General features: G+C 62.6%; 26 protein-coding genes and 1 pseudogene. 14 read left to right on the top strand and 13 right to left on the bottom strand.

What is annotated here, in order from left to right; genetic code table 11:
- Positions 1–176 precede the first annotated feature (176 nt).
- The gene (locus NKI39_RS18135; protein ID WP_352472037.1) at positions 177–1,397 is read left to right on the top strand and encodes an AI-2E family transporter; all 1,221 of its coding nucleotides are present in this window, start codon (positions 177–179) and stop codon (positions 1,395–1,397) included.
- Here NKI39_RS18135 and NKI39_RS18130 read toward each other — a convergent pair.
- From NKI39_RS18130 to NKI39_RS18120, 3 genes are all read right to left on the bottom strand, one after another.
- Positions 1,385–2,278 carry a DMT family transporter gene (locus tag NKI39_RS18130; protein ID WP_352833374.1) on the bottom strand — a complete coding sequence of 298 codons (894 nt, stop codon included), beginning with the start codon at positions 2,276–2,278 and terminating at the stop codon, positions 1,385–1,387. The genes NKI39_RS18135 and NKI39_RS18130 overlap by 13 nt on opposite strands.
- Before the next feature lie 122 nt (positions 2,279–2,400).
- Positions 2,401–3,165 carry an arginyltransferase gene (locus tag NKI39_RS18125; protein ID WP_352472035.1) on the bottom strand — a complete coding sequence of 255 codons (765 nt, stop codon included), beginning with the start codon at positions 3,163–3,165 and terminating at the stop codon, positions 2,401–2,403.
- A 138-nt stretch (positions 3,166–3,303) separates the two neighbouring features.
- On the bottom strand, positions 3,304–3,774 hold the full coding sequence (locus NKI39_RS18120; protein WP_352472034.1) for an RDD family protein: 471 nt from the start codon (positions 3,772–3,774) through the stop codon (positions 3,304–3,306).
- Between the two features lie 210 nt (positions 3,775–3,984).
- Here NKI39_RS18120 and sthA point away from each other — a divergent pair, with 210 nt between their 5' ends.
- A complete protein-coding gene (sthA, locus tag NKI39_RS18115; RefSeq protein WP_352833371.1) occupies positions 3,985–5,373 on the top strand; it encodes a Si-specific NAD(P)(+) transhydrogenase in 1,389 nt (462 codons plus the stop codon).
- Positions 5,374–5,382: 9 nt separating this feature from the next.
- On the opposite strand, the gene NKI39_RS18110 is transcribed toward sthA, so the two are convergent.
- Positions 5,383–6,057, bottom strand: coding sequence for an alpha/beta hydrolase (locus tag NKI39_RS18110; RefSeq protein ID WP_352833368.1), 675 nt, complete (start codon positions 6,055–6,057; stop codon positions 5,383–5,385).
- A gap of 215 nt (positions 6,058–6,272) precedes the next feature.
- Between NKI39_RS18110 and NKI39_RS18105 the strand changes: the two genes are divergently transcribed.
- Complete coding sequence (locus tag NKI39_RS18105; protein WP_352833365.1) at positions 6,273–7,448, top strand: OpgC family protein; 1,176 nt, start codon at positions 6,273–6,275, stop codon at positions 7,446–7,448.
- A gap of 23 nt (positions 7,449–7,471) precedes the next feature.
- On the opposite strand, the gene NKI39_RS18100 is transcribed toward NKI39_RS18105, so the two are convergent.
- Positions 7,472–8,554: a LacI family DNA-binding transcriptional regulator gene (locus tag NKI39_RS18100; RefSeq protein ID WP_352833362.1), complete on the bottom strand. Its 1,083-nt coding sequence runs from the start codon at positions 8,552–8,554 to the stop codon at positions 7,472–7,474.
- Positions 8,555–8,717: 163 nt separating this feature from the next.
- Here NKI39_RS18100 and NKI39_RS18095 point away from each other — a divergent pair, with 163 nt between their 5' ends.
- Together NKI39_RS18095 and NKI39_RS18090 are read left to right on the top strand one after the other, a co-directional pair.
- Positions 8,718–8,861, top strand: a complete 144-nt coding sequence (locus tag NKI39_RS18095) for a hypothetical protein (protein WP_352472030.1) — start codon at positions 8,718–8,720, stop codon at positions 8,859–8,861.
- A gap of 57 nt (positions 8,862–8,918) precedes the next feature.
- On the top strand, positions 8,919–9,062 hold the full coding sequence (locus NKI39_RS18090) for a hypothetical protein (protein WP_352472029.1): 144 nt from the start codon (positions 8,919–8,921) through the stop codon (positions 9,060–9,062).
- A 26-nt stretch (positions 9,063–9,088) separates the two neighbouring features.
- Here the strand turns inward: NKI39_RS18090 and NKI39_RS18085 are convergent, their stop codons facing one another.
- Together NKI39_RS18085 and NKI39_RS18080 are read right to left on the bottom strand one after the other, a co-directional pair.
- Entirely contained in the window at positions 9,089–9,457 is a 369-nt protein-coding gene (locus NKI39_RS18085) for a DUF423 domain-containing protein (protein ID WP_352833360.1), read from the bottom strand.
- 53 nt (positions 9,458–9,510) lie between these two features.
- Positions 9,511–10,761 (bottom strand): multidrug efflux MFS transporter, encoded by a 1,251-nt coding sequence (locus tag NKI39_RS18080; protein ID WP_352833357.1) that lies wholly within the window; start codon positions 10,759–10,761, stop codon positions 9,511–9,513.
- 196 nt (positions 10,762–10,957) lie between these two features.
- Here NKI39_RS18080 and NKI39_RS18075 point away from each other — a divergent pair, with 196 nt between their 5' ends.
- Together NKI39_RS18075 and NKI39_RS18070 are read left to right on the top strand one after the other, a co-directional pair.
- The gene (locus NKI39_RS18075; protein WP_023674476.1) at positions 10,958–11,620 is read left to right on the top strand and encodes a GntR family transcriptional regulator; all 663 of its coding nucleotides are present in this window, start codon (positions 10,958–10,960) and stop codon (positions 11,618–11,620) included.
- A 96-nt stretch (positions 11,621–11,716) separates the two neighbouring features.
- Positions 11,717–11,974 carry a DUF982 domain-containing protein gene (locus NKI39_RS18070; protein ID WP_023674477.1) on the top strand — a complete coding sequence of 86 codons (258 nt, stop codon included), beginning with the start codon at positions 11,717–11,719 and terminating at the stop codon, positions 11,972–11,974.
- Positions 11,975–12,025: 51 nt separating this feature from the next.
- On the opposite strand, the gene NKI39_RS18065 is transcribed toward NKI39_RS18070, so the two are convergent.
- The gene (locus NKI39_RS18065; protein ID WP_352833354.1) at positions 12,026–12,184 is read right to left on the bottom strand and encodes a hypothetical protein; all 159 of its coding nucleotides are present in this window, start codon (positions 12,182–12,184) and stop codon (positions 12,026–12,028) included.
- Positions 12,185–12,297: 113 nt separating this feature from the next.
- Complete coding sequence (locus NKI39_RS18060; RefSeq protein WP_352472022.1) at positions 12,298–13,341, bottom strand: aldo/keto reductase; 1,044 nt, start codon at positions 13,339–13,341, stop codon at positions 12,298–12,300.
- 157 nt (positions 13,342–13,498) lie between these two features.
- Here NKI39_RS18060 and NKI39_RS18055 point away from each other — a divergent pair.
- Positions 13,499–14,074 (top strand): annotated as a pseudogene (locus NKI39_RS18055) (polyphosphate kinase 2 family protein); the annotation flags it as partial.
- Between the two features lie 48 nt (positions 14,075–14,122).
- Here the strand turns inward: NKI39_RS18055 and NKI39_RS18050 are convergent.
- From NKI39_RS18050 to NKI39_RS18040, 3 genes are all read right to left on the bottom strand, one after another.
- Positions 14,123–14,770 (bottom strand): dihydrofolate reductase family protein, encoded by a 648-nt coding sequence (locus tag NKI39_RS18050; RefSeq protein ID WP_352833352.1) that lies wholly within the window; start codon positions 14,768–14,770, stop codon positions 14,123–14,125.
- Positions 14,771–15,170: 400 nt separating this feature from the next.
- Positions 15,171–16,202 carry a porphobilinogen synthase gene (gene hemB, locus NKI39_RS18045; protein WP_352833349.1) on the bottom strand — a complete coding sequence of 344 codons (1,032 nt, stop codon included), beginning with the start codon at positions 16,200–16,202 and terminating at the stop codon, positions 15,171–15,173.
- Between the two features lie 86 nt (positions 16,203–16,288).
- Positions 16,289–17,113: a DUF8605 domain-containing protein gene (locus NKI39_RS18040; RefSeq protein WP_352833346.1), complete on the bottom strand. Its 825-nt coding sequence runs from the start codon at positions 17,111–17,113 to the stop codon at positions 16,289–16,291.
- A 145-nt stretch (positions 17,114–17,258) separates the two neighbouring features.
- Here NKI39_RS18040 and NKI39_RS18035 point away from each other — a divergent pair, with 145 nt between their 5' ends.
- The 4 genes from NKI39_RS18035 to NKI39_RS18020 all read left to right on the top strand — a co-directional run bounded on the left by NKI39_RS18035 (position 17,259) and on the right by NKI39_RS18020 (position 21,031).
- Complete coding sequence (locus NKI39_RS18035) at positions 17,259–18,302, top strand: enoyl-CoA hydratase/isomerase family protein (RefSeq protein WP_352542403.1); 1,044 nt, start codon at positions 17,259–17,261, stop codon at positions 18,300–18,302.
- Positions 18,299–18,721 carry a DUF6163 family protein gene (locus NKI39_RS18030; RefSeq protein ID WP_023674485.1) on the top strand — a complete coding sequence of 141 codons (423 nt, stop codon included), beginning with the start codon at positions 18,299–18,301 and terminating at the stop codon, positions 18,719–18,721. Before NKI39_RS18035 ends, NKI39_RS18030 begins: the two co-directional genes overlap by 4 nt.
- A 202-nt stretch (positions 18,722–18,923) precedes the next feature.
- Complete coding sequence (ldtR, locus tag NKI39_RS18025; RefSeq protein ID WP_023674486.1) at positions 18,924–19,439, top strand: transcriptional regulator LdtR; 516 nt, start codon at positions 18,924–18,926, stop codon at positions 19,437–19,439.
- Between the two features lie 338 nt (positions 19,440–19,777).
- Positions 19,778–21,031: a L,D-transpeptidase family protein gene (locus tag NKI39_RS18020; protein WP_023674488.1), complete on the top strand. Its 1,254-nt coding sequence runs from the start codon at positions 19,778–19,780 to the stop codon at positions 21,029–21,031.
- Here NKI39_RS18020 and NKI39_RS18015 read toward each other — a convergent pair.
- On the bottom strand, positions 21,028–21,165 hold the full coding sequence (locus NKI39_RS18015; protein ID WP_352449299.1) for a hypothetical protein: 138 nt from the start codon (positions 21,163–21,165) through the stop codon (positions 21,028–21,030). The genes NKI39_RS18020 and NKI39_RS18015 overlap by 4 nt on opposite strands.
- On the opposite strand from NKI39_RS18015, the gene NKI39_RS18010 reads away from it, so the two are divergent.
- Together NKI39_RS18010 and glyA are read left to right on the top strand one after the other, a co-directional pair.
- Positions 21,160–22,806: a Na+/H+ antiporter gene (locus tag NKI39_RS18010; RefSeq protein ID WP_352449300.1), complete on the top strand. Its 1,647-nt coding sequence runs from the start codon at positions 21,160–21,162 to the stop codon at positions 22,804–22,806. The genes NKI39_RS18015 and NKI39_RS18010 overlap by 6 nt on opposite strands.
- Before the next feature lie 116 nt (positions 22,807–22,922).
- Positions 22,923–24,236, top strand: coding sequence for a serine hydroxymethyltransferase (glyA, locus tag NKI39_RS18005; protein WP_352681642.1), 1,314 nt, complete (start codon positions 22,923–22,925; stop codon positions 24,234–24,236).
- Positions 24,237–24,288: the final 52 nt, after the last annotated feature.

The following is a 24,288-nucleotide window of genomic DNA, read 5'->3' as shown; positions in this document are numbered from 1 at the left end:
CTCGTCGAGAGATAGCATGGAGCACTGTTCGCGATGTCCTCGCACACCTGTTCGCGATGTCTCCGGTCCAAACAGGGGGGAGATTAGCAGCGCCACCCGAACATTTGGAATGTCGTCACGATTGCTGCACTATATCAGTGCATAAGCGATGCGATGGGCTAGGGAGAATTGGGCGCTTGAAGGAAGTCAGGATCCAGAAGCCGGAGCGGCAGCAGCGCCTGTTTGGCCTGTCGACGCCGCTCAGGGCCGCTGTCATTCCGCCGCTGTCGGCAGCGCGCTGGCTCCTGGTGCTGATCGTCGCCGCTGGCGTCTATTTCTTCCACGGGTTCCTTTTCCCGGTCCTTGCCGCCCTGGTTATCGCTTTCGCCAGTTGGCCGCTCTATCGGCGGCTGCTCGCCGGCGTCGGCGGCAACCGCACGATTGCCGCTACGCTTGCGATCCTGTTCATCCTGACCTTCCTGGTGGTGCCGATCGCGCTTGCCGGCACCTACGCCATCAACGAGGTGCGCGAATGGGTCGGCTGGGCTATCGAGACCAACCGCTACGGCGCGCCGACGCCGCACTGGATCGCCACGCTGCCTGTAGTAGGCGAATGGCTCAATGAACAGTGGACGGTCAACGTTGGCCATCCAGGCGGTATCGGCGAACTGATCCAGCTGATCAGCGGCGCCAATATCGGCAGCATCTATCGCGGCGCGCTTGCCGCCGGCGGCAGCGCCTTCGGACTTTTGCTGACGCTGCTGTTCATGATGATCGCATTGTTCTTTGCCTATCGCGACGGCGAGCATTTCGCCGGGCAGGTCGATCGCCTCGGCGAACGCATCCTGCCGGCCCGATGGGAACGGATCTCACGCGTGGTGCCGGCGACGATCTCGTCGACGGTTACCGGTATGACCGTTATCGCCATCGGCGAAGGACTGGTGCTGGGCATCGCTTACTGGTTGGCCGGCGTACCGTCGCCGGTGACGCTCGGCGCGCTGACCGGCATCATGGCGCTTATCCCCGGCGGCGCGCCGCTGTCGTTCACGCTGGTCTCGATCTATCTCGCCGCCAGCGGCTCGCCGATGGCGGGGCTGGCGCTGTTCGTCTGGGGCGCGGTCGAACTCTTCATCGTCGACAAGACATTGCGCCCGAAGCTGGTCGGCGGGCCGATAAAGCTGCCCTTCCTGCCAACCTTTTTCGGCCTGATCGGCGGCGTCAAGACAATGGGTTTTCTCGGCCTGTTCATCGGCCCGGTGCTGATGGCCCTGCTGGTCGCAATCTGGCGCGAATGGCTGCGCGAGGTGGAACTGACCGATGAACTCGCTGCCGCCGAACCGGCGGAGCAGGAAGATGCACCGCCGCAGATTGAAATTGTTGCCGAACGCGCCGCCGCGAAAAAGAATCAGGCCGGGTGACTGACGGCGAACGTGGCGCGGCGCTTGCGCCCGTCGTGCAACTGCCAGAGCGAATGGCCGATCAAGGTCATGATGAGGATCGCGCCGCCGATCAGGCTGTTGCGCGTCGGTGTTTCGGCGAAGATCATCCACACCCAGACCGGCGCCAGCACGGTTTCAAGCAGGTAGAACATCGCCACCTCCGGCCCGGAGATGTATTTCGGGCCGTTGGCGAGGCAGAAGAACGAGATCGGCATGATGACGGCACCGTTGAAGACGATCCACCATGGCGCGTTGACGTGAAAACCCACCTTGGAAACCATCAGGGTGGCGACGGCCAGCGGCAGGACCACTCCGATCAGCGCCGTGAAACCCATATCCTTGCCGCTGGCGCGCGAGATGGTGATGGCCGCGGCGATCATGAAAGCCGAGCATAGCGCCATCAGGTCGCCGAAGAGATGTCCGGTTCCAACGGAATCGCCGACAATGATCGTCACGCCGACGATCATAAGTGCCAGCGCTGCAAGCGTCAGGGGCCGTGGCCTCTCCTTCAGGAACAGCCATGACAAAAGGGCCGCGAACATGGTTGTGAACGCCAGGATGAAAACGAGGTTGGCTGTCGAGGTATTGTAGACACCGGTGATGAAGGCGATCGAGCCGAGCCCGTAGAGGCCGGCAACGATGAGCCCTGACCAGCCCGGTACAAGCTGCGGTGCCTTTGCGCTCAGCGATCGCCAGGCGGCCCAGATGATAAGCGTGGCGACGAAGGTCGTGCCGGTGCGCAACAGCAGGATCGTCCACGCCTCGCCGTCGGCGAGCCGGATCAGCGGAATGTCGACGGTCAGCGTCAGCCCGCCGATGGCGGTGATCAGAAGGCCTCTCTGGTCGTTGTGGGAAGACATGCGGCAATTCTCGCGTAGGCTTGGAGGCGCAAAATTGACCCGCCCGGTTTCCCAGCCGATCGGCCGGAAGCCCAGCGGCATCCTCCTCGAAACAATTTAAGAGTGAATACCGAAAGCGAAGATCAGCGCGAAACCGCTTCGTGATTGTAGCGTTCCCAGCCTTTCGGGCCGAGATGCTCCTGCGGCTGGAAGCGCATCTTATAATTCATCTTGCGCGAGCCGTTGACCCAGTAACCCAGGTAGACATGGGGCAGGCCCATCGCCCTGGCGCGGGCGATGTGATCGAGGATCATGAAGGTGCCGAGCGAACGGTCCTCGAAGTCCGGGTTGAAGTAGGAATAGACCATCGACAGGCCATCGGCCATCTTGTCGGTAAGCGCCACGGCGATCAGTTCGCCCTGGCCCTTGCCGGTAATGAAGCTGTCAGGTCCGCGGCGACGGTATTCGATGACCTTGGTGTCGACATGGGTATCCTCGACCATCATGGCGTAGTCGAGCACGGTCATGTCAGACATGCCGCCACGGCGGTGGCGGACGTCGAGATAGCTGCGGAACAGCGAATACTGTTCGGTGGAGGGTTCGGCGTCGTGCATGGCGCCGACCAGATCCGAATTATGCTGTATGACCCGTTTCATGTTGCGGCTGGCGGTGAATTCCTGCGCCAGGATGCGCACGGACACACAGGCGCGGCAGGTCTCGCAGGCCGGCCTGTAGGCGATGTTCTGCGAGCGCCTGAAACCGCCCTGCGTCAACAGATCGTTCATCTCGGGGGCCTTGTCGCCGACCAAGTGTGTGAACACCTTGCGCTCGAACTGGCCCTCGAGATAGGGACATGGCGAGGGCGCGGTCAGAAAGAACTGCGGCGACTGGGTCGGGTGCTGCGTCATCGAGCCTTGGAAATACTCCTGCGAATCGCTCTACCTTTGGCGCGGACGCCGAAAAATTCAACAGGATTGTGAAAGCCTGGTTGATTGGACGTCTTCACATTTGTGCGCAAAGGCTGCGGCCGCGCTTCAAAAGTCTGCTCAGCGGCCACTGCGGCTGACAACGGTGCCGAGCAGCAGGTCGTGCAGCGTGCGCTTGCGGTCGGAAAACAGGCTCACCAGCAGGACCAGCGGCGAAAGGATGACATTACCGGCCCAAAACAGCACCGAATGCACGACGGCGGTCAGCCCGTCGATGCGGCTGCCGTCGAGTCGGTCGAGCCGGATGCCCATCATCTTCATGCCGGTGGTGGCCTGGTCTTTACTGCCGAGCGTGTTCCAGATGTAGAGGATGGCGACGGTCGGCACGAGAATGGAAAACAGCATCCAGCCGAGGCCGAGCGTCAACAGCCCGAACAGGAACACCAGGATCGCGAATGGAATGGTGAGCAGCGCGACGATGAAATAGTCGATGACGAAAGCGAGAATGCGCCGCGTGCGCACGCCCTCATAAGAGCGGACATCTTCGAGCCTGCTGGTGATGATTTCGCCGTCGAGAACGCGAGCGTTCATGTCATTTCCTCGTAATCGAACCCGGGTTAATGCACGGGCCGCGTATTGATGAAATGGTGAAGGTTCGCGGCGGAATCAAGATCGAGCCTTTCGCCGCCGTGTAGATGGCGACAGAGCGCCTGGGGCCGTCTGACTTGTTGAATTCACGGCGCGGATAGCGTTAGTTTGCTGCGGCGCACAAAGCGCGCCGAGCCGAGGGGACGGGGCGACATGGACTACGACATGCTGGTCATCGGCAGCGGCCCATCCGGGCGCCGCGCCGCGGTGCAGTCGGCCAAGCTCGGCAAGTCAGTGCTGGTGGTCGACAGGGGCCGGCGTCTCGGCGGCGTTTCGGTGCATACCGGCACTATACCGTCGAAGACGTTGCGCGAGACGGTGCTCAACCTCTCCGGCTGGCGCGAGCGCGGCTTTTATGGACGCGGCTACCGCGTCAAGCAGGACATTTCGGTCGGCGATCTGGTCGAGCGCCTGCACAAGACGCTCGACCATGAGGTCGAGGTGCTGCAGCACCAGTTCATGCGCAACACGGTCAAGAGTGCGCGCGCCGCGGTAAAATTCCTGAGCCCCAACAAGGTCAGCCTGACCACCGACACCGGCGACTACAGCGAGGTTGGCTTCGCCCATGCGCTGATCGCGGTCGGCACCCGGCCGCACCGGCCGCGCGACGTGCCGTTCGACAAGACACGGATCTTCGACAGCGACGAGATGCTGGAGCTCGATCGGCTACCGCGCACGCTGACGGTGATCGGCGCCGGCGTCATCGGCGTCGAATATGCGACAATCTTTTCGGCACTCGACGTTCCGGTGACATTGGTCGAGCCGCGCAACACGATATTGGATTTCGTCGACCGCGAGATCGTCGACGACTTCATCCATCAGATGCGCGACCGCGGCATGACCATCCGATTGGGCAGTGCCGTCAAGGAGATCGCCTCGAAACCCGACTATGCTGAGGTGACGCTGGCCGACGGCCGCACCATACGTTCCGAGATCGTGCTTTATGCCGCGGGACGCACCGGCAATGTCGGCAATTTGGGGCTCGACGCCGTCGGCATCGAGGCTGATTCGCGAGGCCGCATCAAGGTCGATCCGCAGACCTTCCAGACCAGCGCGCCCAACATCTATGCCGCCGGCGATGTCATCGGCTTTCCGAGCCTGGCATCGACCTCGATGGAGCAGGGCAGGGTGGCCGCCTGCCATGCCTTCGGCGTGCCCTTGCCGCCGCCGCCCGAAACCTTTCCCTACGGCATCTACGCCGTGCCGGAAATCTCCACCGTCGGGCAATCCGAGGAGCAGGTGCGCGAGAGCGGTGCCGCCTACGAGGTCGGCGTGGCGCGGTTCCGCGAGACATCGCGCGGCCACATCATGGGTGTCAACACCGGTTTCCTGAAGCTTCTGTTCTCGATCGAAACACGCCGTCTGCTCGGCGCCCATATTGTCGGCGAGGGCGCGACCGAACTCATCCACATCGGCCAGGCGGTCATCAATCTCGGCGGCACAGTCGACTTCTTCGTCAACAACACCTTCAACTACCCGACGCTGGCGGAAGCCTACAAGATCGCCGGGCTGGACGCCTGGAACCGCATGGGGCGAGGGTAGCTTCGGGGCTCATCGATCCGACGCTGCAACGGCGACCGCAGGGTCCGCCAGCCATTGCCCGACGATGTCGGCGTCCGGATCGCCGATTTCATGGCCGGAGGCAATGGTGTGGGTTTCGACCTTGGCGCCATGCGAGCTCAGTAGAGCGGCCAGCACCGGCGCGAATGGCGCGTAGGTCAGGTCGGCGGCGCCGGCGACGATCAGAGTCCGCGCCTTCGACAGGTCGGCCGGCGGCACCTCGTCGAGCACCGGCATCGGACGCAGCAATGCAGCGCGCTCGATGAAGCCCGGATGCAGCAGCATGACGCTTGAGACCAAATTGGCGCCGTTCGAATAGCCGAGAAAGGTCGCGTGGCGGAGATCGAGGCTGTGGCGCTTCGCGACGCCGGCGACGAAGGCCGCGAATGCCTCCGCCTCCGCGCGGATGCTTGCCTGCTCGAATCGCGTCGGGGTGATTCGCGTGAACCAACGGAACCCGTCCTCCTGAGGGATGCGGCCACGGACCGCAACCAGCGCCGCATGCGGCGCGATTTGCCGACCAAGCGGCAGCAAGGTCGTCTCGTCGACACCCGATCCATGCAACAGGAACAGCCAGTCACCGGGTAAGTTGGCGGGTCGATGGAGCCGGTAGAAAAAGCCTGAATTCTCCTGCAGAATACCGTCTTCGAGGCTCTCCTCGGCCATGGTCACATCCTCTTGATTTCGCGTTACTTTCGTTAATTTGCCGGCTTCAAAACAAAATATTTTCAAGCTCCGCGAAAGTTGATTGAACCGGGCGCATTTCAGTCCGTTTCTTTGCCGATATAATCCCCGCGGGGGGATCGAAGCAGTGTGCGCCGGGTGATCGCCCGAGGGATCGCATGCCGGGCATGAACAACCAGCTTTAAGGCCTTTTATCGATGACCATGCCAGTTTCGCCGGAACGCGATACGCGTATTGATGTGTTCCGGGCTCTCGCCCTCCTGACCATATTCGTCGACCACGTGCCGGGCACCGTGTTCGAAACCCTGACCTACAAGAATTTCGGGTTTTCAGATGCGGCCGAGGCCTTCGTGCTGATCTCCGGCATGTCAGTCGCTCTCGCCTACGGCACTAAGTTCCAGCCGGGAAACCGGCTGATTGCAACACTGAAAATGTGGCGCCGCGCCGGTGTGCTCTATGTCACCCACATCGTCACGACGATGGTGGTCATGGCTATCTTCTGCGCGGCGGCGGTGTTTGCGAAACGGCCGGATCTTCTGACGCTGATCAACATCGAGCCGCTCGTCAGGAACCCGCCACAAGTCCTGGTCGGCATCGTCACGCTCGGCCATCAGCTCGGTTACAACAACATACTGCCGGTCTATGCGGCGCTGCTGTTGATGGCGCCGGTCTTCCTGCTGTTCATCAGCTACCGGCCACTGGCGGCGCTCGCAGTATCCGCAGCCCTTTGGCTGATTGCCGGTATCTACCAGATCGCGCCGCCGAACTACCCGGAGCCCGGTTTCTGGTTCCTCAATCCGCTGTCATGGCAATTGCTGTTCAATATCGGCATGGCCAGCGTGTTGCATGTGCGGCGCGGCGGCACCATCCCGGTCAATCGTTGGCTGGTCGGCGCGGCGTCCGCTTATGTGCTGACGGCGCTCGTCTGGGTGCACAGCCCGCTGTGGGGGCATGTGTCATGGCTTGACCTGCCGGTGGTGCTGACCGGTTTCGACAAGACGTTCCTGTCGTTGCCGCGGCTGCTGCACATCCTGGCGATGAGCTATCTGGTCGTCGCCTTGCCTTTCGTCTCGAACCTGTTCCGCACCGGCCGCGACAATCCGCTCGCCATATTGGGCAAACGCTCGCTGCCGGTTTTCATTGCCGGCACGGTGATTGCCATGGCGGCGCAGGTGATGAAGCTGATCAACCCGGGCGGCATTGCCTATGACAGTCTGCTGCTCGCCGCCGGCATCGCCATGCAGTTCGCGCTCGCCTTCTATCTGGAGTGGCTGTCCGCCATCGGCTGGTCCGGCAAGGGCAAGCCGGTCCGCAACGAGGCGCCGCCTGTCCGTCCATCCTTTGGCATCGGTCCCATGGCGGCCAATAGGTAAGATTTGGAGCCGATCTGCCCCAGTCAGCCTGTACTTGGCGGCGGTCCGGACGATGCCCTGACGACAAGTTCGACGTCGAGCGTTTCTCGCCGCACGGTGCCGTCGAAGTCGAGGATTCTTCGCGCTGCCCGGCGGCCGATCTCGGCGATCGGCTGGGCGATGGTGGTGAGCGGAGGCTCGCAAGTTGCGGCTTCAGGCACGCCGTCGAAGCCGACGACGGAAACATCGCGGGGAACCGCGATGCCCCGTGCGTTGAGCCATTCCAACGCGACCATCGCGATCCGGTCCGACATCGCCAGGATAGCGGTCGGCGGTTCCGCCGAGGCGAAGATGGTTTCGAGACCGGCCCTTGTGCTCGCCTTATCGTTTTCCGTCTCGTAGACCGGCACCTTGGCGGTGTCGACACCAAACCGGGAAAGCTCTTCGAAATAGCCGAGGAGGCGGTCACGGGTTCCGGTATAGACCGCGGTCCGGACCTGCTCGGGCGAGACAAGACCGGTGCTGTCGTCGGCGAAGGCCAGCGACAGCACGGCGAAGCGGCGATGTCCAAGTTCCGCCAGATGGCGCGCCGCGAGCCGGCCGCCGGCAACATTGTCGATACTGATCGCCGAGACCGTCTCGTCCTGCGAGCCGAGCTCGAGCGCGACGAAGGGGAGCTTTCGTTCGCGCGTCAGCTCAACGAGACGCGGACCGCCCTCGATGCAGAAAAGGATGAAGCCGTCCACGAGGGCGCTCTGGATATTCCAGGCAAGTTTTTCCTCGTTGCCAGCCGACACGAGGGCTATCCCCGCGCCGGTGGCGTCGCAGGCTTCCGAGATGCCGGCCATCATCACGCGGGCAAACGGGTCGTCGAAGAAATAGGACAGCGGCTCGGTTGTGGCGACGCCGATTGCATTGACCTTGCCGGCGCGCAGCAGCCGGCCCTTGGGATCCGGGCCGGCGTAGCCCAGCGCCTCGGCCGCCGCCTTGACCCGCTCGCGGACTTCCTCGCGCACGATTTCGGGACGGCTGAAGGCATTGGAGGCAGTGCCGTGCGATACGCCCGCGGCTTTGGCGATGTCTGCCAGCCGGATGGGCCTCCTGCTGCCCTCGGTGGGTGATGTCATTTGTTCGTCTCCAGGACTCCTGTCCGACAGTAGTGCCGATTACCTAACATCTTCCTTGGATCGATTCAAATTTTTGCTTGACATTTATGCTGTGACGCATATTCTTGAATCGATCCAAGAGCGGTTTTGCCCGCACATTGGATCGATACAAGAGGAGAGTGCCATGCACCCCGTCAATTATCTGTTCGAGGACATTTACCGGAACGACTGGAGCATCCGCTCGAGCGCGGAGGCCCGCAAGGGGCGCGACAGGACCGGTCCGTGGATTCGCGACCTGCGTTTCCTCGTAGGACGCAAGCGGAGCTGATCGGCGGCCTATTTTTTGTGCCCGCTGATTGGATCGATTCAAAAAGGAGATTAAGCCATGCACCCGATCAAGCATCTGTTCGAAGACATCTATCGCAATTATTGGGGCATATCGCCGGCCACCGAACGGCCGGAGCGGCGGCGTGTGGTCAAAACGGCCAAACGCGACGGCCAAGTCCGGCCCGAACGTCGCCAAGACTGACAGAACCGGCGAACCTGGCTGCCGCGTCAAGGGCGCGGCCGCACCAGCGCCGAGGCGGCCATCATCAGCCAGCCGCCGATGAGCAACGTGCCGCCGATCGGCGCCGACATCGGGAACAGCCGCGAGCCAAGGAAGTCGCGGGCCAAAAGATCTCCCGAGAACAGCAGAAGCCCGACGAGAAGGATGAGGCTTCCGGTTCGCAGGATGCTATTGCCACCGAGCAGCCCGACGGCAAGGAAGACCGGCGCATGCAAGAGCAGGAAGGATGCGGCCGTACCGAAGAAAGCGCCGCCGAGATGCGCCGCCGCCGCCGAAAGCGCCACGCCAGCCGCGCCGCATAGGCCGCCGGCAAAAACCAGAATGCGGCCGCCTGCCGCGTGTTCATCCGTGCTCATGTCCACGCCTCCGTGATTCCTGGCGACCGCCTGAGATAGTGCTGCGAACCGTGTCAGGATTTGCCGGCTTCCGCCAGCATGTCGCGCTCGCGGCGCGACTGGACCAGCCAGTTATAGGCCGCTCCGCCCGCCATCAGAATGGATGTGCCGAGAAACACCGAGCGCATACCGAAATGGCCGCCGGCAAAGCCGCCGAGCAACGGTCCGGCGACCTGCCCGACATATTGCGCCGAGATCGACAAGCCCAGCACATTGCCGCCGACCCCGTCGGGCACATTGTGGCGGATGACGCTGGTGATGCAGGGCAAAAGACCGCCAAGCGCCAGGCCCATCAGGAAACGCAGGACGACGAGTTGCCAGCCCTGGGTAACGAAGGCCTGCGGGATCAGCAGCAGCGCCGAGACGGCGAGTGCGGCAACGATGACGTTCCAGTGGCCGATACGGTCCGCGAGCTTGCCGAGCCGCGACGCCGACAGGATGGCGCCGAGCGCTGCCGCGGACATGACGATGCCGGAGACCAGCGTGACCTGGCTCTGGTCTTCGATGAGCTGCTGGACATAGACGGTGATGATCGGCTCGATCGACATGGTGGCGAAACTCAACAGCATGCCGGTCGCGAGCATGGCGACGACGGGGCGCTTGTCGGGAATCTGCGACCAGCTGTCTTTCACTTTTTCTTCTGACGCGGCCTTGGCGGCAACCGGGCGAGGCGCCTCCTTGATCAGCAAGGTGGTTGCCAGAAAAGCCAGGAAAATGACGCCGCCGGCGAGCAGGAATGTGGCGCGGATGCCAATCAGCGGCGGCAGCGCGCCGCCAAGCAGCGGACCGACCAGGGCACCGGCGGTGATACCGGCCGACAGCACGCCCAGCGCCCAGCCGGAGCGATCCTTCGGCGTCTGCATGGCAACCAGGATGGTCGAGCCCGAAGAATAGCCGCCGGCAAAGCCGATCAGCAGGCGCAAGAGCACCAATTGCCAGACAGTCTGCACCATGCCGGTCAGCGACATGCACAGCGCCATGCCGAAACTGGCGCGCACCAGCATCAGTTTGCGGCCGTAGAGGTCGCCTAGCCGCCCCCACAGGGGCGCGACCAGCGCGGCGGCAAGGAAGGTGGCGCCGTAGGCGACGCCCGACCACTGCACGATCGCCGCATGGCCCTCTGCGCCCAGCTGCTCGACGTAAAGCGGCAGGAAGGGCAACAGCAGCGTCATCGCTACAAGCGTGGTGAACGAGCCGGCAAAACACCCGGCGAGATTGCGGCGCCAGTGGACGTTGTGCGTGGCGCGGTTGGCGTCTTGCGGCATGTCTGTCCTGTCCGGCCAGCTTGCATGAAACTTGCTGTGGATACCTATTTGGGATACCAAGCTGGTATCTGTCATGAACGCAAGCCCCGTCGCTGTCAATGCGGGCCTCTCAAACATGATCGACAAAGGCCGGCGTGATCGGCCAACGCCGGCCAGTGACCCGATTGCCGGAACGAATGACCTGAACGGAACGCCAATGTCGCAGATGCAGAACGTCGAAAAGCAGCTTCGCGAGATGATCCTCGGGCTCGAGATTGGTCCCGGCGAGCGGCTGACGGAGCGCTGGGTCGAAAGCCGCTTCGGCGCCTCGCGCACGCCGGTCAGGGCTGCGTTGCTGCGGCTCGAGACCGAAGGCCTGATCTGCCGCGACGGCCGCGGCTGGACGGTCTCGCCAATCAATCTTGCCGAGCTGGAGCAGATCGCCGTCTATCGCGAGGCGGTCGAGGTCGCGGCACTCAGACTAACTTGCACCTTGCAGGACAGAAGTGCCGTCGAAATCATCGAGGCGATGCTCGATTCTTGCGACGACAAGACGCCGCGCGAGGAATGGCATCGCGTCGGCAGGGATTTTCATATCGAGTTGGCGCGTCTATCCGGCAACGAGTTCCTGTTCAGAGCGGTTCGCGATGCGATGACACGCCTGTCGCGCGCCCGCTGGCTCGAGGTTCGCGACGAGGCAGCGCTCGGCCGTGCCTGGGCCGAACACCATGCCATTCTGTCGGCGGTGCGGGCCGGCGATGCCGATAGCGCCGCCCGCCTGCTTTCGGCCCATATCATCGGCAGCCGCGACCGGCTGGTGACCTCGCTGCGCAACGACCGGCGCGGCCTGCGCGCCCGGGGATTTGCCGTCGTCGCTTGAGTGAGGATCGGCTGCCATTGATCACGAAAAGAGCAGATGAGCGAAGAATGCTACTTTCGGTCTCGCTTCGCAAATGCCGATGGCGTAAGAGCGGCGATGGAAAACAACCGATTTGACACACCCGTGACCGTCAAGGGCGCGGCGGGAAGCAATCAGCTCTTGCGTACGGCCCGCGAGGCTTCCGACTACCTCCTCAACAATTGGCCCGGCAAGCGCAGCCCCAAGCACCGCGAAGCGTTGCAAGCCTGTCATGATGCGCTGGCCGGCGACAAGCCGGCCATGAACGCAAGACGGGCCTTCATTGCCGCCGCTCGTGAAGTGAACGTCTTCGTCAGCGACAAGGCGCCTGCCTGAGGCATAGCGGGATTTGACCGAGGCCCGGCCCGCCTGACAGCCCGGATATCATCACTCTGCCGTTTCGGTTTTGGTTTGGGACTCGCTCTCGCCCTCGGGCTTCGATCGCTCCTTGGCTGCGACCTTGGCAGCCAGCTTTTCCGCCTTCTTGGCAGCCTTCTGCCGGTCGCGTTCCTTGCGTTCCTGACCGTAGTTCGGTGCTCGTGCCATATCGTTTCCTTTCGTTGTGCTTGGCCTTTGCCTAGGAGCATTGGACCGCAAACACAACACCGCAAGGCACGATCGGGCTCCATATCTCGGCGCAGTCCGGAGAGCCCGGCTTTTCAGGCGCCGTCGCGGTCGAGAACGAGATCGGCCGGCCCGAACCGGTCCTTTGCCGTGAATTGCTGGTGCCAGTAGGGATAGAGCACGGGCGGCCTGCTGACCACATCGAGCCGTGTGCGCTCCTCATCGGCAAGCACAAGGCTTGCAGCGGCGATATTGTCTTTGAAATGGGCTTCGGTTCGTCCGCCGATCACCAGCGAACTGACAGCGGGCCGGCCGAGCAGCCAGGCGAGCGCCACCTGCGCCGCCGACACGCCGTGATTATTGCCGATATCGATCAGCGTGTCGACGATCCGCCACAGCCGGTCCTCGTCGCGGATCGGCGGTTCCGACCAGCCGCTGAGCTGGCGGGCGGTCGGCTGGTCACGGTGGTATTTGCCGGACAGCAACCCGCCGGCAAGCGGGCTCCAGACCAGCACGCCGAGCCCCTGGTCGACCGAGATCGGTAACAATTCATACTCGGCCTCGCGCGCTTCCAACGTGTAATGGATCTGCTGGGTGACGAAGCGCGGCTGGTGATGACGGTCGCTGATCCCCAGCCCCTTCATCACTTGCCAGCCGGAATAATTGGAGCAGCCGACATAACGGACCTTGCCCTGCGCGACCAGCGTGTCGAGCGCGGCGATGGTTTCCTCAAGCGGTGTCAGGCCATCCCACTCGTGCAGGAAATAGATGTCGATGACATCCGTCCTGAGCCGCTTCAGGCTCCTCTCGCATTCGCGGATCAGATGGTAGCGCGACAGGCCTTCATCATTGGGGCCTTTGCCGATCCGCATGCGCGCCTTGGAGGCGATCAGCACGTCGCCCTTGCGCTTGCCGCCGAGCGCCTCGCCGATGATCTCTTCCGACACGCCGTTCGAATAGACGTTGGCGGTGTCGATGACATTGACGCCGGCATCGATGCAAAGGTCGATCATCCGGCGCGCCTCGTCGAGGTCGGTCTTGCCGACCGCCGAAAACGCGCCGCCGCCGCCGAACGTCATGGTGCCCATGGTCAGCGTCGAAACCTTCAGCCCGGAACGGCCGAGAGTGCGGTATTCCATGTCGTATCCTCACAATTTATCGGGAAAGGGCGTTGCAGACGACAGCCCTCAATGAACCGGCTATTTGTAGGATAATTCGTTCCGCTTGTCGCCCGTTCCGCAGGGCAAGCTCGATCACATCTTGCGGATTGAAACGCACAGCCAGCGCAATAGTGGGGCGCCGACCGAGCGCGAGAAGTCGCAATGGTATTTCCAGCGCTACGTTCCGCATCTGCCGGCCGGCGGCGAGATCGTGCTGTTCGACCGCTCCTGGTACAACCGCTCCGGCGTCGAGCGGGTAATGGGCTTTGCCCAGCCGGGATCAGGTCGAGGAGTTCTTCCGCGACGTTCCGGATTTCGAACGCATGCTGGTCCGCTCGGGCATTACGCTTGTCAAATACTGGTTTTCGATCACCGACGAGGAGCAGCAGATGCGCTTTTTGATGCGCATCCATGACCCAATGAAGCAATGGAAACTGTCGCCGATGGACCTCCAGTCGCGCGTGCGCTAGGAGCAGTACACCAAGGCCAAGGAAGAAACGTTCGCCCGCACCAATATCCCGGAAGCCCCGTGGTTCATCGTCGAGGGCAACGACAAGAAACAGGCACGGCTGAACTGCATCGACCATCTGCTCAAGCAGGTGCCCTATGAGGAGGTGCCGCACGAGCAGATCACACTGCGGAGCGCGTCTTCAATCCCGAATACGAGCGCCAGGTACTGCCGCGCAAACAGTATGTGCCGGAGAAGTACTGACTAAAGCGGCGAGGAGGGCGCCGCTCCATGGCGGCACCCTGCAACAAGCTAGGTGCGCTCGATGATGACATGCGTGGCCTTCGGCGTCGCGACCTGCTCGCTGCAGCGATAGCCGAGCTTGGGCATGTCGATGCCGGCAAAAAGGCTCTCGCCGGCGCCTAGCAGGACCGGTGAGATCGCCAGATGCATTTCGTCAATGAGCTTTTCCTTGAGATATTGCCGGATCGTAGAAACGCCGCCGCCCAGCCGTATATCCTTACCGTCAGCCACTGCCTTCGCCTTCTCCAGCGCTGGGTGGATGCCGTCGGTCACGAAATAGAAGGTCGTGCCGCCCTCCATGACAATAGGATCACGCGCATGGTGCGTGAGCACGAAGACCGGCACGTGGTAGGGTGGGTTGTCACCCCACCAGCCTTTCCAGCTGTCATCCGGCCATTCGCCGCGGATCGGCCCAAACATGTTGCGGCCGAGGATCCATGCGCCGACATTTTCGAAGCTGCGTGCCGCGAACGCCTCGTCGGTGTCCGTGGTCCCGCCATCCTTGCCGAGGACCATCTTGCGGAAGGTGCGGGTGCCGAACATCCATTCGTGCAGGGCTTCTCCGCCAACACCCAGCGGGTTCTTCAGGTCTTGGTCGGGACCGGCGCCGAAGCCGTCGATCGACAGGGTGAAGGCGCTGACGCGAAGCTTGGACATGGGAGCCTCCTCGATAGCCAATTGTGAGATGCAAGCAGTTATTGGGGTAGCTTAACTGATTGCATTTTGCAAGCGGTATTTTGAATCGCCGGCGGGGCAATCGCTTCCAAATCATATTGGAATAACCAATCTCAATGTCGGCGCCGCCCGTCATCCGCCTGCCGGCAGCTTCTCCCTGTATAGTGACGGGGAGAAGGGGCTGGCCGCAACGTCGATGTTTTTGCAACGCTGGAGATTGGTGAAATCTTTTACGAACGCGTCTTTCTCCCTGCCACTTTACAGGGAGAAATGCCCGGCAGGGCAACGAGGGGCAGCGTAAACTTGAAGCGATGTCCTGCGGCGTTCCATGTCGCGCTTTGGACGAACGAACACAACTCGATGTAGACGCTACAAAGGCGCATCACCCCTTGAGCATCGCCGCCACTTCCGGCGCGAAGTAGGTCAGGATGCCGTCGCAGCCGGCGCGCTTGAAGGCGAGCAGCGATTCCAGCATCGCCTTTTCGCCGTCGATCCAGCCATTGGCGGCGGCGGCCTTGATCATCGAATATTCGCCCGAGACCTGATAGGCAAAGGTCGGCATCTGCAACTCGACTTTCAGCCGGCGGATGATGTCGAGATAGGGCAGGCCGGGCTTGACCATCAGCATGTCGGCGCCCTCGGCCAGATCCTGCTCGGCCTCGCGCACCGCTTCGTCGGAATTGGCGTGATCGATATAATAGGTCTTCTTGTCGCCCTTGAGCAGGCCGGCGGTGCCGACCGCCTCACGGTAGGGGCCGTAAAAAGCGGATGCGAACTTGGTCGCATAGGACATGATCGCCACATCCTGAAATCCATTGGCGTCGAGCGCATCGCGGATGGCACCGATCCGGCCGTCCATCATGTCCGAGGGGGCAATGATGTCGGCCCCCGCCGCCGCCTGGATGACGGCCGCCGCCGTCACTTGCTCCACCGTTTCATCATTGACGATAATGCCCTCGCGCAAGATGCCGTCATGGCCATGCGAGGTGAACGGGTCAAGCGCCGCGTCGGTGATGATGCCGATCTCCGGCACCGCCCGCTTGATGGCGCGGGTGGCGCGGTTGATGATGTTTTCCGGATCGAGGATGTGCGAACCGGTCTGATCGCGCAGGCCGAGCTCCACATTGGGGAAAGTGGCGATCGCCGGAATGCCAAGCTTGGCCGCGCGCTCAGCCTCCTTGACGGCGAGGTCGAGCGACAGGCGGAACACGCCGGGCATGGCGGCGATCGGTTCGCGCAGTTGTCTGCCGTCGACGACGAAGATCGGCCAAATCAGATCGTCGACCGAGAGCCGGTTCTCCTGGACAAGGCGGCGCGACCAATCGGCCTTGCGCATGCGCCGCAGACGCCGGCTGCCGGTGATCTCGTCGACGCTGCGCGCGCCGGCAGGCTTTGCAGGGGTGAATTTGTTCATCGCAAAAACTCCGGATCGGGCGGCTTTTACCACGAGCTTCCGCTGCTGACCAATGCGACACGATTGTGCCAGGGTCCTGTCGGGCGCTATTCTGGTTGGCCATTGCCCGACAGGATCTGCGCAGCACCCCGCATGGCGACGCGGAATGCCTCGTCGAAGCTGACGCCGCGCACTTGCCAATTGTAGCTCTTGCCATTCAAGGCAAGCCGCCAGTCGGCTATCCAGCCCAGTTCCTTGTCGCTCCAGACGATACTGCCGGCGAGCGCCTGGTCGGCTCCGGCCTTCCTGGCAAGCTGGTCCAGCGTCGTGATATCGGCATGGCGCAGGGCCTGGTCGTCAAGCTTCGAGGCCGACAGCAGTGACGCTTCGGGAAACACAATCGGCATGACCAGCGGACCGGTGGCATTGACGAAGGATTCGCGCATCGCCGCCCCGCGCTCATCGTCGGCGGTCAGCATGAACTGCCTTGTGCCTTGCTCCGCCGCCAGGAAAATTGCCAGGCGTGGCCGCTCGCCAAGCCATGGTTTGCTGCCAAGCGCGGCAAGCACCGGATCGATAACGTCAGGCCTGTACAGACAAGTGAGATCATGCGGCCGGTCATGGGTGCCTTGTTCGTCATGGATTGGAATGCCTTCGAGACGGTCGCGATAGCGGAATTCGGCAACGAAGCTGCCGGCCTTGTCGCGCAGCGCCGCCATCTCAGTTCTCTTCGGCAGCCGCTGATCGCCGGACACACGAACCAGCACCGCATCGAGGCAGGCCTTGAAGCCGATCTGCCTGTTGACCTCGCCCTGGCCGGTGACGATGGTCTGCGATTGATAGAGCTCGTCGACGGTTTCGGCCGATACGGGAGGAGTGTTCGCAGCGATCAGGCCGACCACCATAACAGCAAGGCGCGGCAACCAAGGCATGGTTCAACCTTCCGGTTCAAAGCGCCAGCATTAGCACTGGGTGACGCCGACGACCATGCAGCGGATTGGCCGCCGCCATTGACGCGGCCATGCGCCACGCTTTAGCACTTCACTCCCGGCGGGCGCGGGGAGGGATTCTCTGGCGATGGATTTTGGCGGAGGCGACGAGATTCGCTTCGAAAGATTGGGCAGGGCTGGCGTCGTCACGCTGACGCGGCCGCAGGCGCTCAATGCCGTAACCCACCGCATGGTCAAGGCGCTGGACAAGGCGCTGCGCAGTTGGGAGCGCGACGACGGCGTCGACGTTGTCGTCGTCAAGGCCGAGGGCAGGGCATTTTCGGCGGGCGGCGACATCCTCCACATCTACGAAGCCGGCCGCGCAGGAAGGCCTCCGGTCGATTTCTTCGCCGATGAATACCGGCTGAACGCCCGCATCGCCCGCTTCAAGAAACCCTATGTCGCGGTGATCGACGGCATCGTCATGGGCGGCGGCGTAGGTATCTCCTTCCATGGTTCGCAGCGAGTGCTGACCGAAAACGCCCAGTTTGCCATGCCCGAGGTCGGCATCGGCTTTTTCCCGGATGTCGGCGCCAGCCATCTGTTGCCGGATCTCGGCGGCAGCTTCGGCATGTATCTGGCGCTGACCGGCAACCGCATCCGCTATGGCGATGCTTTGTGCTCGGGCCTCGCCACCCATACGATCAAGGCGGAGGACCAGGCCGGCTTCCTCGACCGTCTGGCGGAAAGCGGCGACCCGGAATCGGTGCTGCGCGGCTGCTTCGTCCCGGCCAGGCGCGAGACCGACAGGCCGACGCTGGAAGCCATCGCCCGGCATTTCGCGCAGCCGTCGCTGGCCGATATCGTCGCCAGTCTGGAGCGGGCAGCCGCTGCCGACGAGTTCGCGGCAAAGACGCTGGCCACCATCCGCACACGTTCACCGACCAGCCTGCATGTTGCATGGCGCCAGATTAGCGCCGGGCAGACGTTGTCGATGGACGAGTGCATGAAAATGGAGTTCCGTATCCTCAACCGCATGCTTGCCGGGCACGACTTCTATGAAGGTATCCGCGCCGCCATCATCGATAAAGGCTCGACGCCGCAATGGCGGCCGGCAGGTATCGATGACGTCAGCGCCGCCAACGTCGACGCCTATTTCGCATCGCTCGGCGAACGGGAACTGAAGCTGTGAGCGAGGTCGCCTCGAGACGCGTGGTGCTGCAGCCCTCGACGATCGAGGTCATCTTCGCCTGGTTCCAGCGCGTCATCGCCGGCTACTGTCTGCTGTTCGGCATCTTGTACTGGATCCGGCTGATCGGCTTTTACCCCGGCCCGTTGTGGCGCTTCGACCTGATGCCGGTACACTGGCAAGTGGCGGCGGTGGTGCTGGCGGTGTTTTTTCCGTTCGCTGCCGCCGGCCTGTGGATGCTGGCGTCCTGGGGGCCGGTGATCTGGTTCATCTGCGCGGTGACCGAGTGCGTCATGTATGCTGGCTTCCCCGAGTTGTTCGGCCACCGGCCGCTGATCGTCGCCTCGCACCTTGCGGTGGCGCTGCTCTACATAGTGTTCCGCGTGGTGATCTGGATCCAGAAGCGGCAACCCCGGCGATAGCAATTCCGGCCAGGATCGTTGGCTAAATCTTTAGGTTAATTATCCTTGCTCAGGTGACCGTCCGTTAAGCCTCTTTCGAAACCCCTTACCGGTAAGCTCTTGTTAGCCTTGGCGTTTAAGTCGAATTTTATGAGTATTCGATAGTGTCGCGATCAAGGTGAAGAACAAAAAATCACCGGGCGACAAACGAGAGGCAAAGACAATGATCAATTCGCGTCCGGCGGCGAAGACCGCCAACGTATCCGATGACCGCCGCGAGGCGATCCGTTCGCTGTACATGGAATCGCTGCAGCTGGTCGAGCGGCTGCATCGCCGTCTGCTTGATGTGATCAAGGACGAATTCGACCGCAACGGTCGCTCCGACATCAACGCCATCCAGGCGCTGCTCCTGTTCAACATCGGCAATTCGGAGCTGACCGCCGGCGAACTGCGCTCGCGTGGCTACTATCTCGGCTCGAACGTCTCCTACAATCTGAAGAAGCTGGTCGATCTCGGCTTCATCAACCACCAGCGCTCGCGCATCGACCGCCGTTCGGTGCGGGTTTCGCTGACGCCGAAGGGCAATGAGGTGGCGGAAGTCGTCGCCGGCCTCTACGAGCGCCATGTCGGTTCGATCGAGCAGGTTGGCGGCATCAACACGGAGGAGTTCAAGCAGATGAACCGCGCCCTGCAGCGCCTGGATCGGTTCTGGAACGATACCATCGCCTACCGAATGTAATCGCATCCGCCGCATCTAGATTTGAAGCTGGACTACGGAAGTGCTGCCGCGGAGTGGACCAAAGGCCGGTGCCGAAAAGCACCGGTCTTGCCGTTTCGTCAGGCCGGCCGATCCAAATTCGAGCAACAGCCACGTTGCCGCCATATTTCAATGGAACCGAAGATGCGGGTGATGCTGGGGCCAAAGCCGTGCATTTGTCCTGTGCTCAAGTCACTTCCCATGTGGTTTTACACCGAAGTGATGCGGGCCATGGTTGGCTAATTGTTAAGAAGCCAACTCTAGAGTGCGGGCGAGACCGCCCGGTGGGTTGAATTGTAGCAAGAATGTCTGGAACGTCCATGAGAACCAGCCGCCGTTTCTTCCTTTCAGGAGCCTCCGCGCTCGCAGCCGCAATGGTCGCCGGCCGCGCCAGTGCACAGGATGTGATCGGGGATATCCTGAAATCCTCGGCGCGCGGCAATTGGGACGACCAATTCGATGCGCGTGCCAGCGAAGGCGGCAAGGTTGCCTCGACGCTGCCGATCTTCAGCCTGCAGACGGTGTCCTTCACCGAGCAGGCGATCATGCAGTATCAGAATATCGTCGCGCAAGGCGGCTGGGAACAGGTTCCAGACACCAAGAAGCTGCAGCTTGGCGTCGAGGATCCCGATGTGGTGCCGCTGCGCAGGCGCTTGATGATATCGGGCGATCTGGCGCAGAGCGCCGGGCTCTCGGAAGCGTTCGATTCTTACGTCGACTCGGCGCTTAAGCGCTTCCAGTTGCGGCACGGCTTGCCGGCCGACGGAACCACGGGCAAATATACTTTCGCGGCAATGAACGTGTCGGCGCCGGTTCGGCTTGGTCAGCTCCAGACCAATCTGCAACGGCTGCGTGAGCGGGCCGGCACGCTTGGCAACCGCTATGTTCTGGTCGACATCCCGGCGGCGCAGATCGAGGCTGTCGAGAACGACCGCGTTGTGCTGCGCCACACCGCAATCGTCGGCAAGATCGATCGCCAGACGCCGATCGTCAATTCCAAGATCAACGAAATCATCGTCAATCCGTACTGGAACGCGCCGGTCTCGATCGTGCGCAAGGATATCATTCCGCTGATGCGGAAGGACCCCAACTATCTCAAGGACAGCCATATCCGCCTGTTTGCGCCGGACGGCAGCGAGGTCGACCCAATGACGGTCGACTGGTCGACCGACGATGCCGCCAAATACCGCTTCCGCCAGGATCCCGGTTCCGGCAACGCGATGGCCTCGGTCAAGATCAATTTCCCCAGCCCGGACGGCGTCTACATGCACGACACGCCGCAGCAGAGCCTGTTCGGCAAGCTGATGCGCTTCGATTCCTCTGGCTGCGTGCGGGTTCAGAACGTGCGCGACCTCGTCACCTGGATTCTGCGCGACACGCCGGGCTGGGATCGCCAGCATTTCGAGGCGGCGATCAAGACCGGGGAGAACACGCCGGTGCAGGTCACCAATCCGGTGCCGGTTTATTTTCTCTACGTCTCGGCCTGGTCGACAGGGCCGGGCGTGGTCCAGTTCCGTGACGACATTTACGGCCTCGACGGAGCCAACGAGCTGCAGATCACATCCGCGCTCTAAGCAGTTGAGCTCATTTGCAAAAGGCCGCCGGAAGGGCGGCCTTTTTCGTTGCCGAGTCTTTCGCGGCAAGCTTTGCTGGACTGATCGCCGGCAAAAGAACGCGCGGTGCCGTATTCGGAAATCGCATCATGCATGTCGCAATGTTCATTCTGGTCGTGCTCATCTTCGTCGCCGTTTCGGGCGCGCTGGTCCGGCCGGTGCGGGTTCCGCTACCTGTGCTGCAGATCGCCATCGGCGCGGCACTGGCTTGGCCGGTGCGCGGAATGCATGTCGAGATCGATCCCGAGCTGTTTCTGCTGGTGTTCATCCCACCGCTGTTGTTCAGCGACGCCTATGGTGCGCCCAAGCGCGAACTGATCGCGCTGCGCGGGCCGATCCTCGACCTCGCCATCGGGCTGGTCTTCTTCACCATTGTCGGCTTCGGCTACGCTTTGCACTGGCTTGTCCCGAGCATCCCGCTCGTCGTCGCTTTCGCACTTGCTGCGGTGCTGTCCCCAACGGATGCGGTGGCCGTCTCCTCGATCGTCGACAAGAGCCTGGTCCCGGCCCGGCTGATGCACATCCTGGAGGGCGAGGCGCTGCTCAACGATGCGTCGGGCCTCGCGATGTTCCGCTTTGCGGTGGCAGCTGCCTTGACCGGCAGCTTCTCCTTCGTCGCGGCGTCCGTGACTTTCCTCTATGCCGTCGCTGCCGGCATCCTGGCCGGCGTGGCTGCCTTGTTCGTCGCCGCCAAGGTGCTGCAATTGCTGAACCGTATCGGCGGCGTGCCGGCCGAGGCGCAGGTGCTGGTCATGGTCCTGCTGCCGTTCATCGCCTATCTCGGCGCCGAGAATGTCGGCGCCTCGGGCATTCTGGCGGCGGTCACGGCCGGAGTGCTCACCGGCGGCTCCGGGATTTTCCGCTTTCTCGGCGTCTCGGCGCGCATACAGACCGTATCGCTGTGGACGACGCTATCCTTCGTCTTCAACGGCGCGCTGTTCATCCTGCTCGGGTTGCAGCTTCCCGAAATCATCGGCAACGTGCCGCCTGAGCTCGGCAGCCGCTATCCGGTCATCCAGCCAATCGCCACGGTGGTCGCGCTGACACTATGCCTGATCGGGCTGCGCTTCCTGTGGATCTGGGTCGGCGACATCGCGACGCGCGTCTCGGCGCGATTACGCGAGCAGAAGGCCGAGCCGTTCGGGCTGCGGGTCCGGATCGCCGGCTCTGTTGCCGGCGTGCGCGGCGCCATCACGCTGGCCGGCATCCTGTCGCTGCCGCTCACCACGCCGAATGGTTCGCCCTTTCCGGCGCGCGACGTGGTGATCTTCCTCGCCGCAGGCGTCATCATCTGCTCATTGCTCATTGCCAGCCTTGCCTTGCCCAAGGTGGCACGCGGGCTGGTCGAGCCGGGCGAGGATCCTGGCGCTGCCGAGGAGCGTTTTGCGCGCGTGGGCGCGGCCAAGGCCGCCATCGCCCGCATCGAGAGCATGGCCGGCGCGACCGACAGCGATGAAGGGGAAACACCCGGCGCCCGGCTTGCCGCCGCCGACAGCATCGTCGCCGGCTACCGTCGCCGCATCGCTGCCTCCGACGAGGCCGACGAGGCGCGCGCCGAGGCCCGCGAGGCCGGACGGCTGGAGCTCGAATTGAGGCTGGCGGGCATTGAGGCCGAACGCGCAGCGGTTCGCGCAATGTTTCGCAGCGGCCAGATTAACGACCATACGATGCAGGCGCTGTTCACCGAGATCACGCTCACCGAGGCCCTGCTGAAGGGCCGGCAGGCAAGGAAATAGAGGCTGCCAGTCTCTCTGGCGCAATCCGGCTAGCAAATTTCGCGCTGCAAACGTGGCGGGCCGAAAGCAACTGTGTTAATGGCGCGACAGACCCCGAACCTTGAGGATTTCAGCCCATGGCAACAGCAGCGGCAGTGTCGAACAAATTCGAATCCTTTTTCGAAACCACGCTTGCCGATGCCGACCCCGAGATTTTCGGCGCAATCCGCAACGAACTCGGCCGCCAGCGCCACGAGATCGAGCTGATTGCCTCGGAAAATATCGTCTCGCGTGCCGTGCTCGAGGCACAGGGGTCGATCATGACCAACAAATATGCCGAGGGCTATCCGGGCAAGCGCTACTACGGCGGCTGCCAATTCGTCGATGTCGCCGAGGAACTGGCCATCGAACGCGCGAAAAAGCTGTTCGGCTGCAACTTCGCCAACGTCCAGCCGAATTCCGGCAGCCAGATGAACCAGGCGGTGTTCCTAGCGTTGCTGCAGCCCGGCGACACCTTCATGGGCCTCGACCTCAATTCCGGCGGACACCTGACACATGGCTCGCCGGTCAATATGAGCGGCAAATGGTTCAAGGTCGTCTCCTATGGCGTGCGCCGGGACGATCATCTGCTCGACATGGATGCGATCGAGAAGACCGCCCATGAGACCAGGCCGAAATTGATCCTGGCCGGCGGCACAGCCTATTCACGTGTCTGGGACTGGAAGCGTTTTCGCGAGATCGCCGATTCGATCGGTGCCTATCTGATGGTCGACATGGCCCACATCGCCGGCCTGGTCGCCGGCGGCATGCATCCGTCGCCGCTGCCGCATGCCCATGTGGTCACCACCACGACGCACAAATCGCTGCGCGGGCCGCGCGGCGGCATGATCCTTTGCAATGATGAGGATATTGCCAAGAAGATGAATTCGGCCGTCTTCCCCGGCCTGCAGGGCGGACCGCTGATGCATGTCATCGCCGCCAAGGCGGTGGCTCTGGGCGAGGCGCTGAAGCCGAGCTTCAAGATCTATGCGGAGAGCGTCGTCGCCAATGCCAAGGCGCTGGCCTCCAGTCTGCAGGAAACCGGTCTCGACATCGTCTCCGGCGGCACCGACAACCATCTGATGTTGGTCGACCTGCGTCCCAAGAACGCCACCGGCAAGCGCGCCGAGGCTGCCCTTGGCCGCGCCAACATCACCTGCAACAAGAACGGCATCCCCTTCGATCCGGAAAAGCCTTTCGTGACATCGGGCGTTCGGCTCGGCACGCCGGCCGGCACCACGCGCGGCTTCGGTCAGGCCGAGTTCCGCGAGATCGGCAAGCTGATCGCCGAAGTGCTGGATGGACTGAAGGTCGCCAATTCCGACGAAGGCAATGCGGCCGTCGAGGCAACCGTGAAGGCCAAGGTGGCGACATTGACGGATCGTTTTCCGCTTTACCCGTATCTTGGTTGACGCAGGGCGTCGTTCCCCCAACTGTGACGGCGCCGATCAACTGGGCACGGCT

The sequence above is a fragment of the Mesorhizobium sp. M0664 genome, assembly GCF_040320565.1.
Taxonomy (GTDB): domain Bacteria; phylum Pseudomonadota; class Alphaproteobacteria; order Rhizobiales; family Rhizobiaceae; genus Mesorhizobium.
This window is presented reverse-complemented; position numbering and strand designations above follow the sequence as displayed.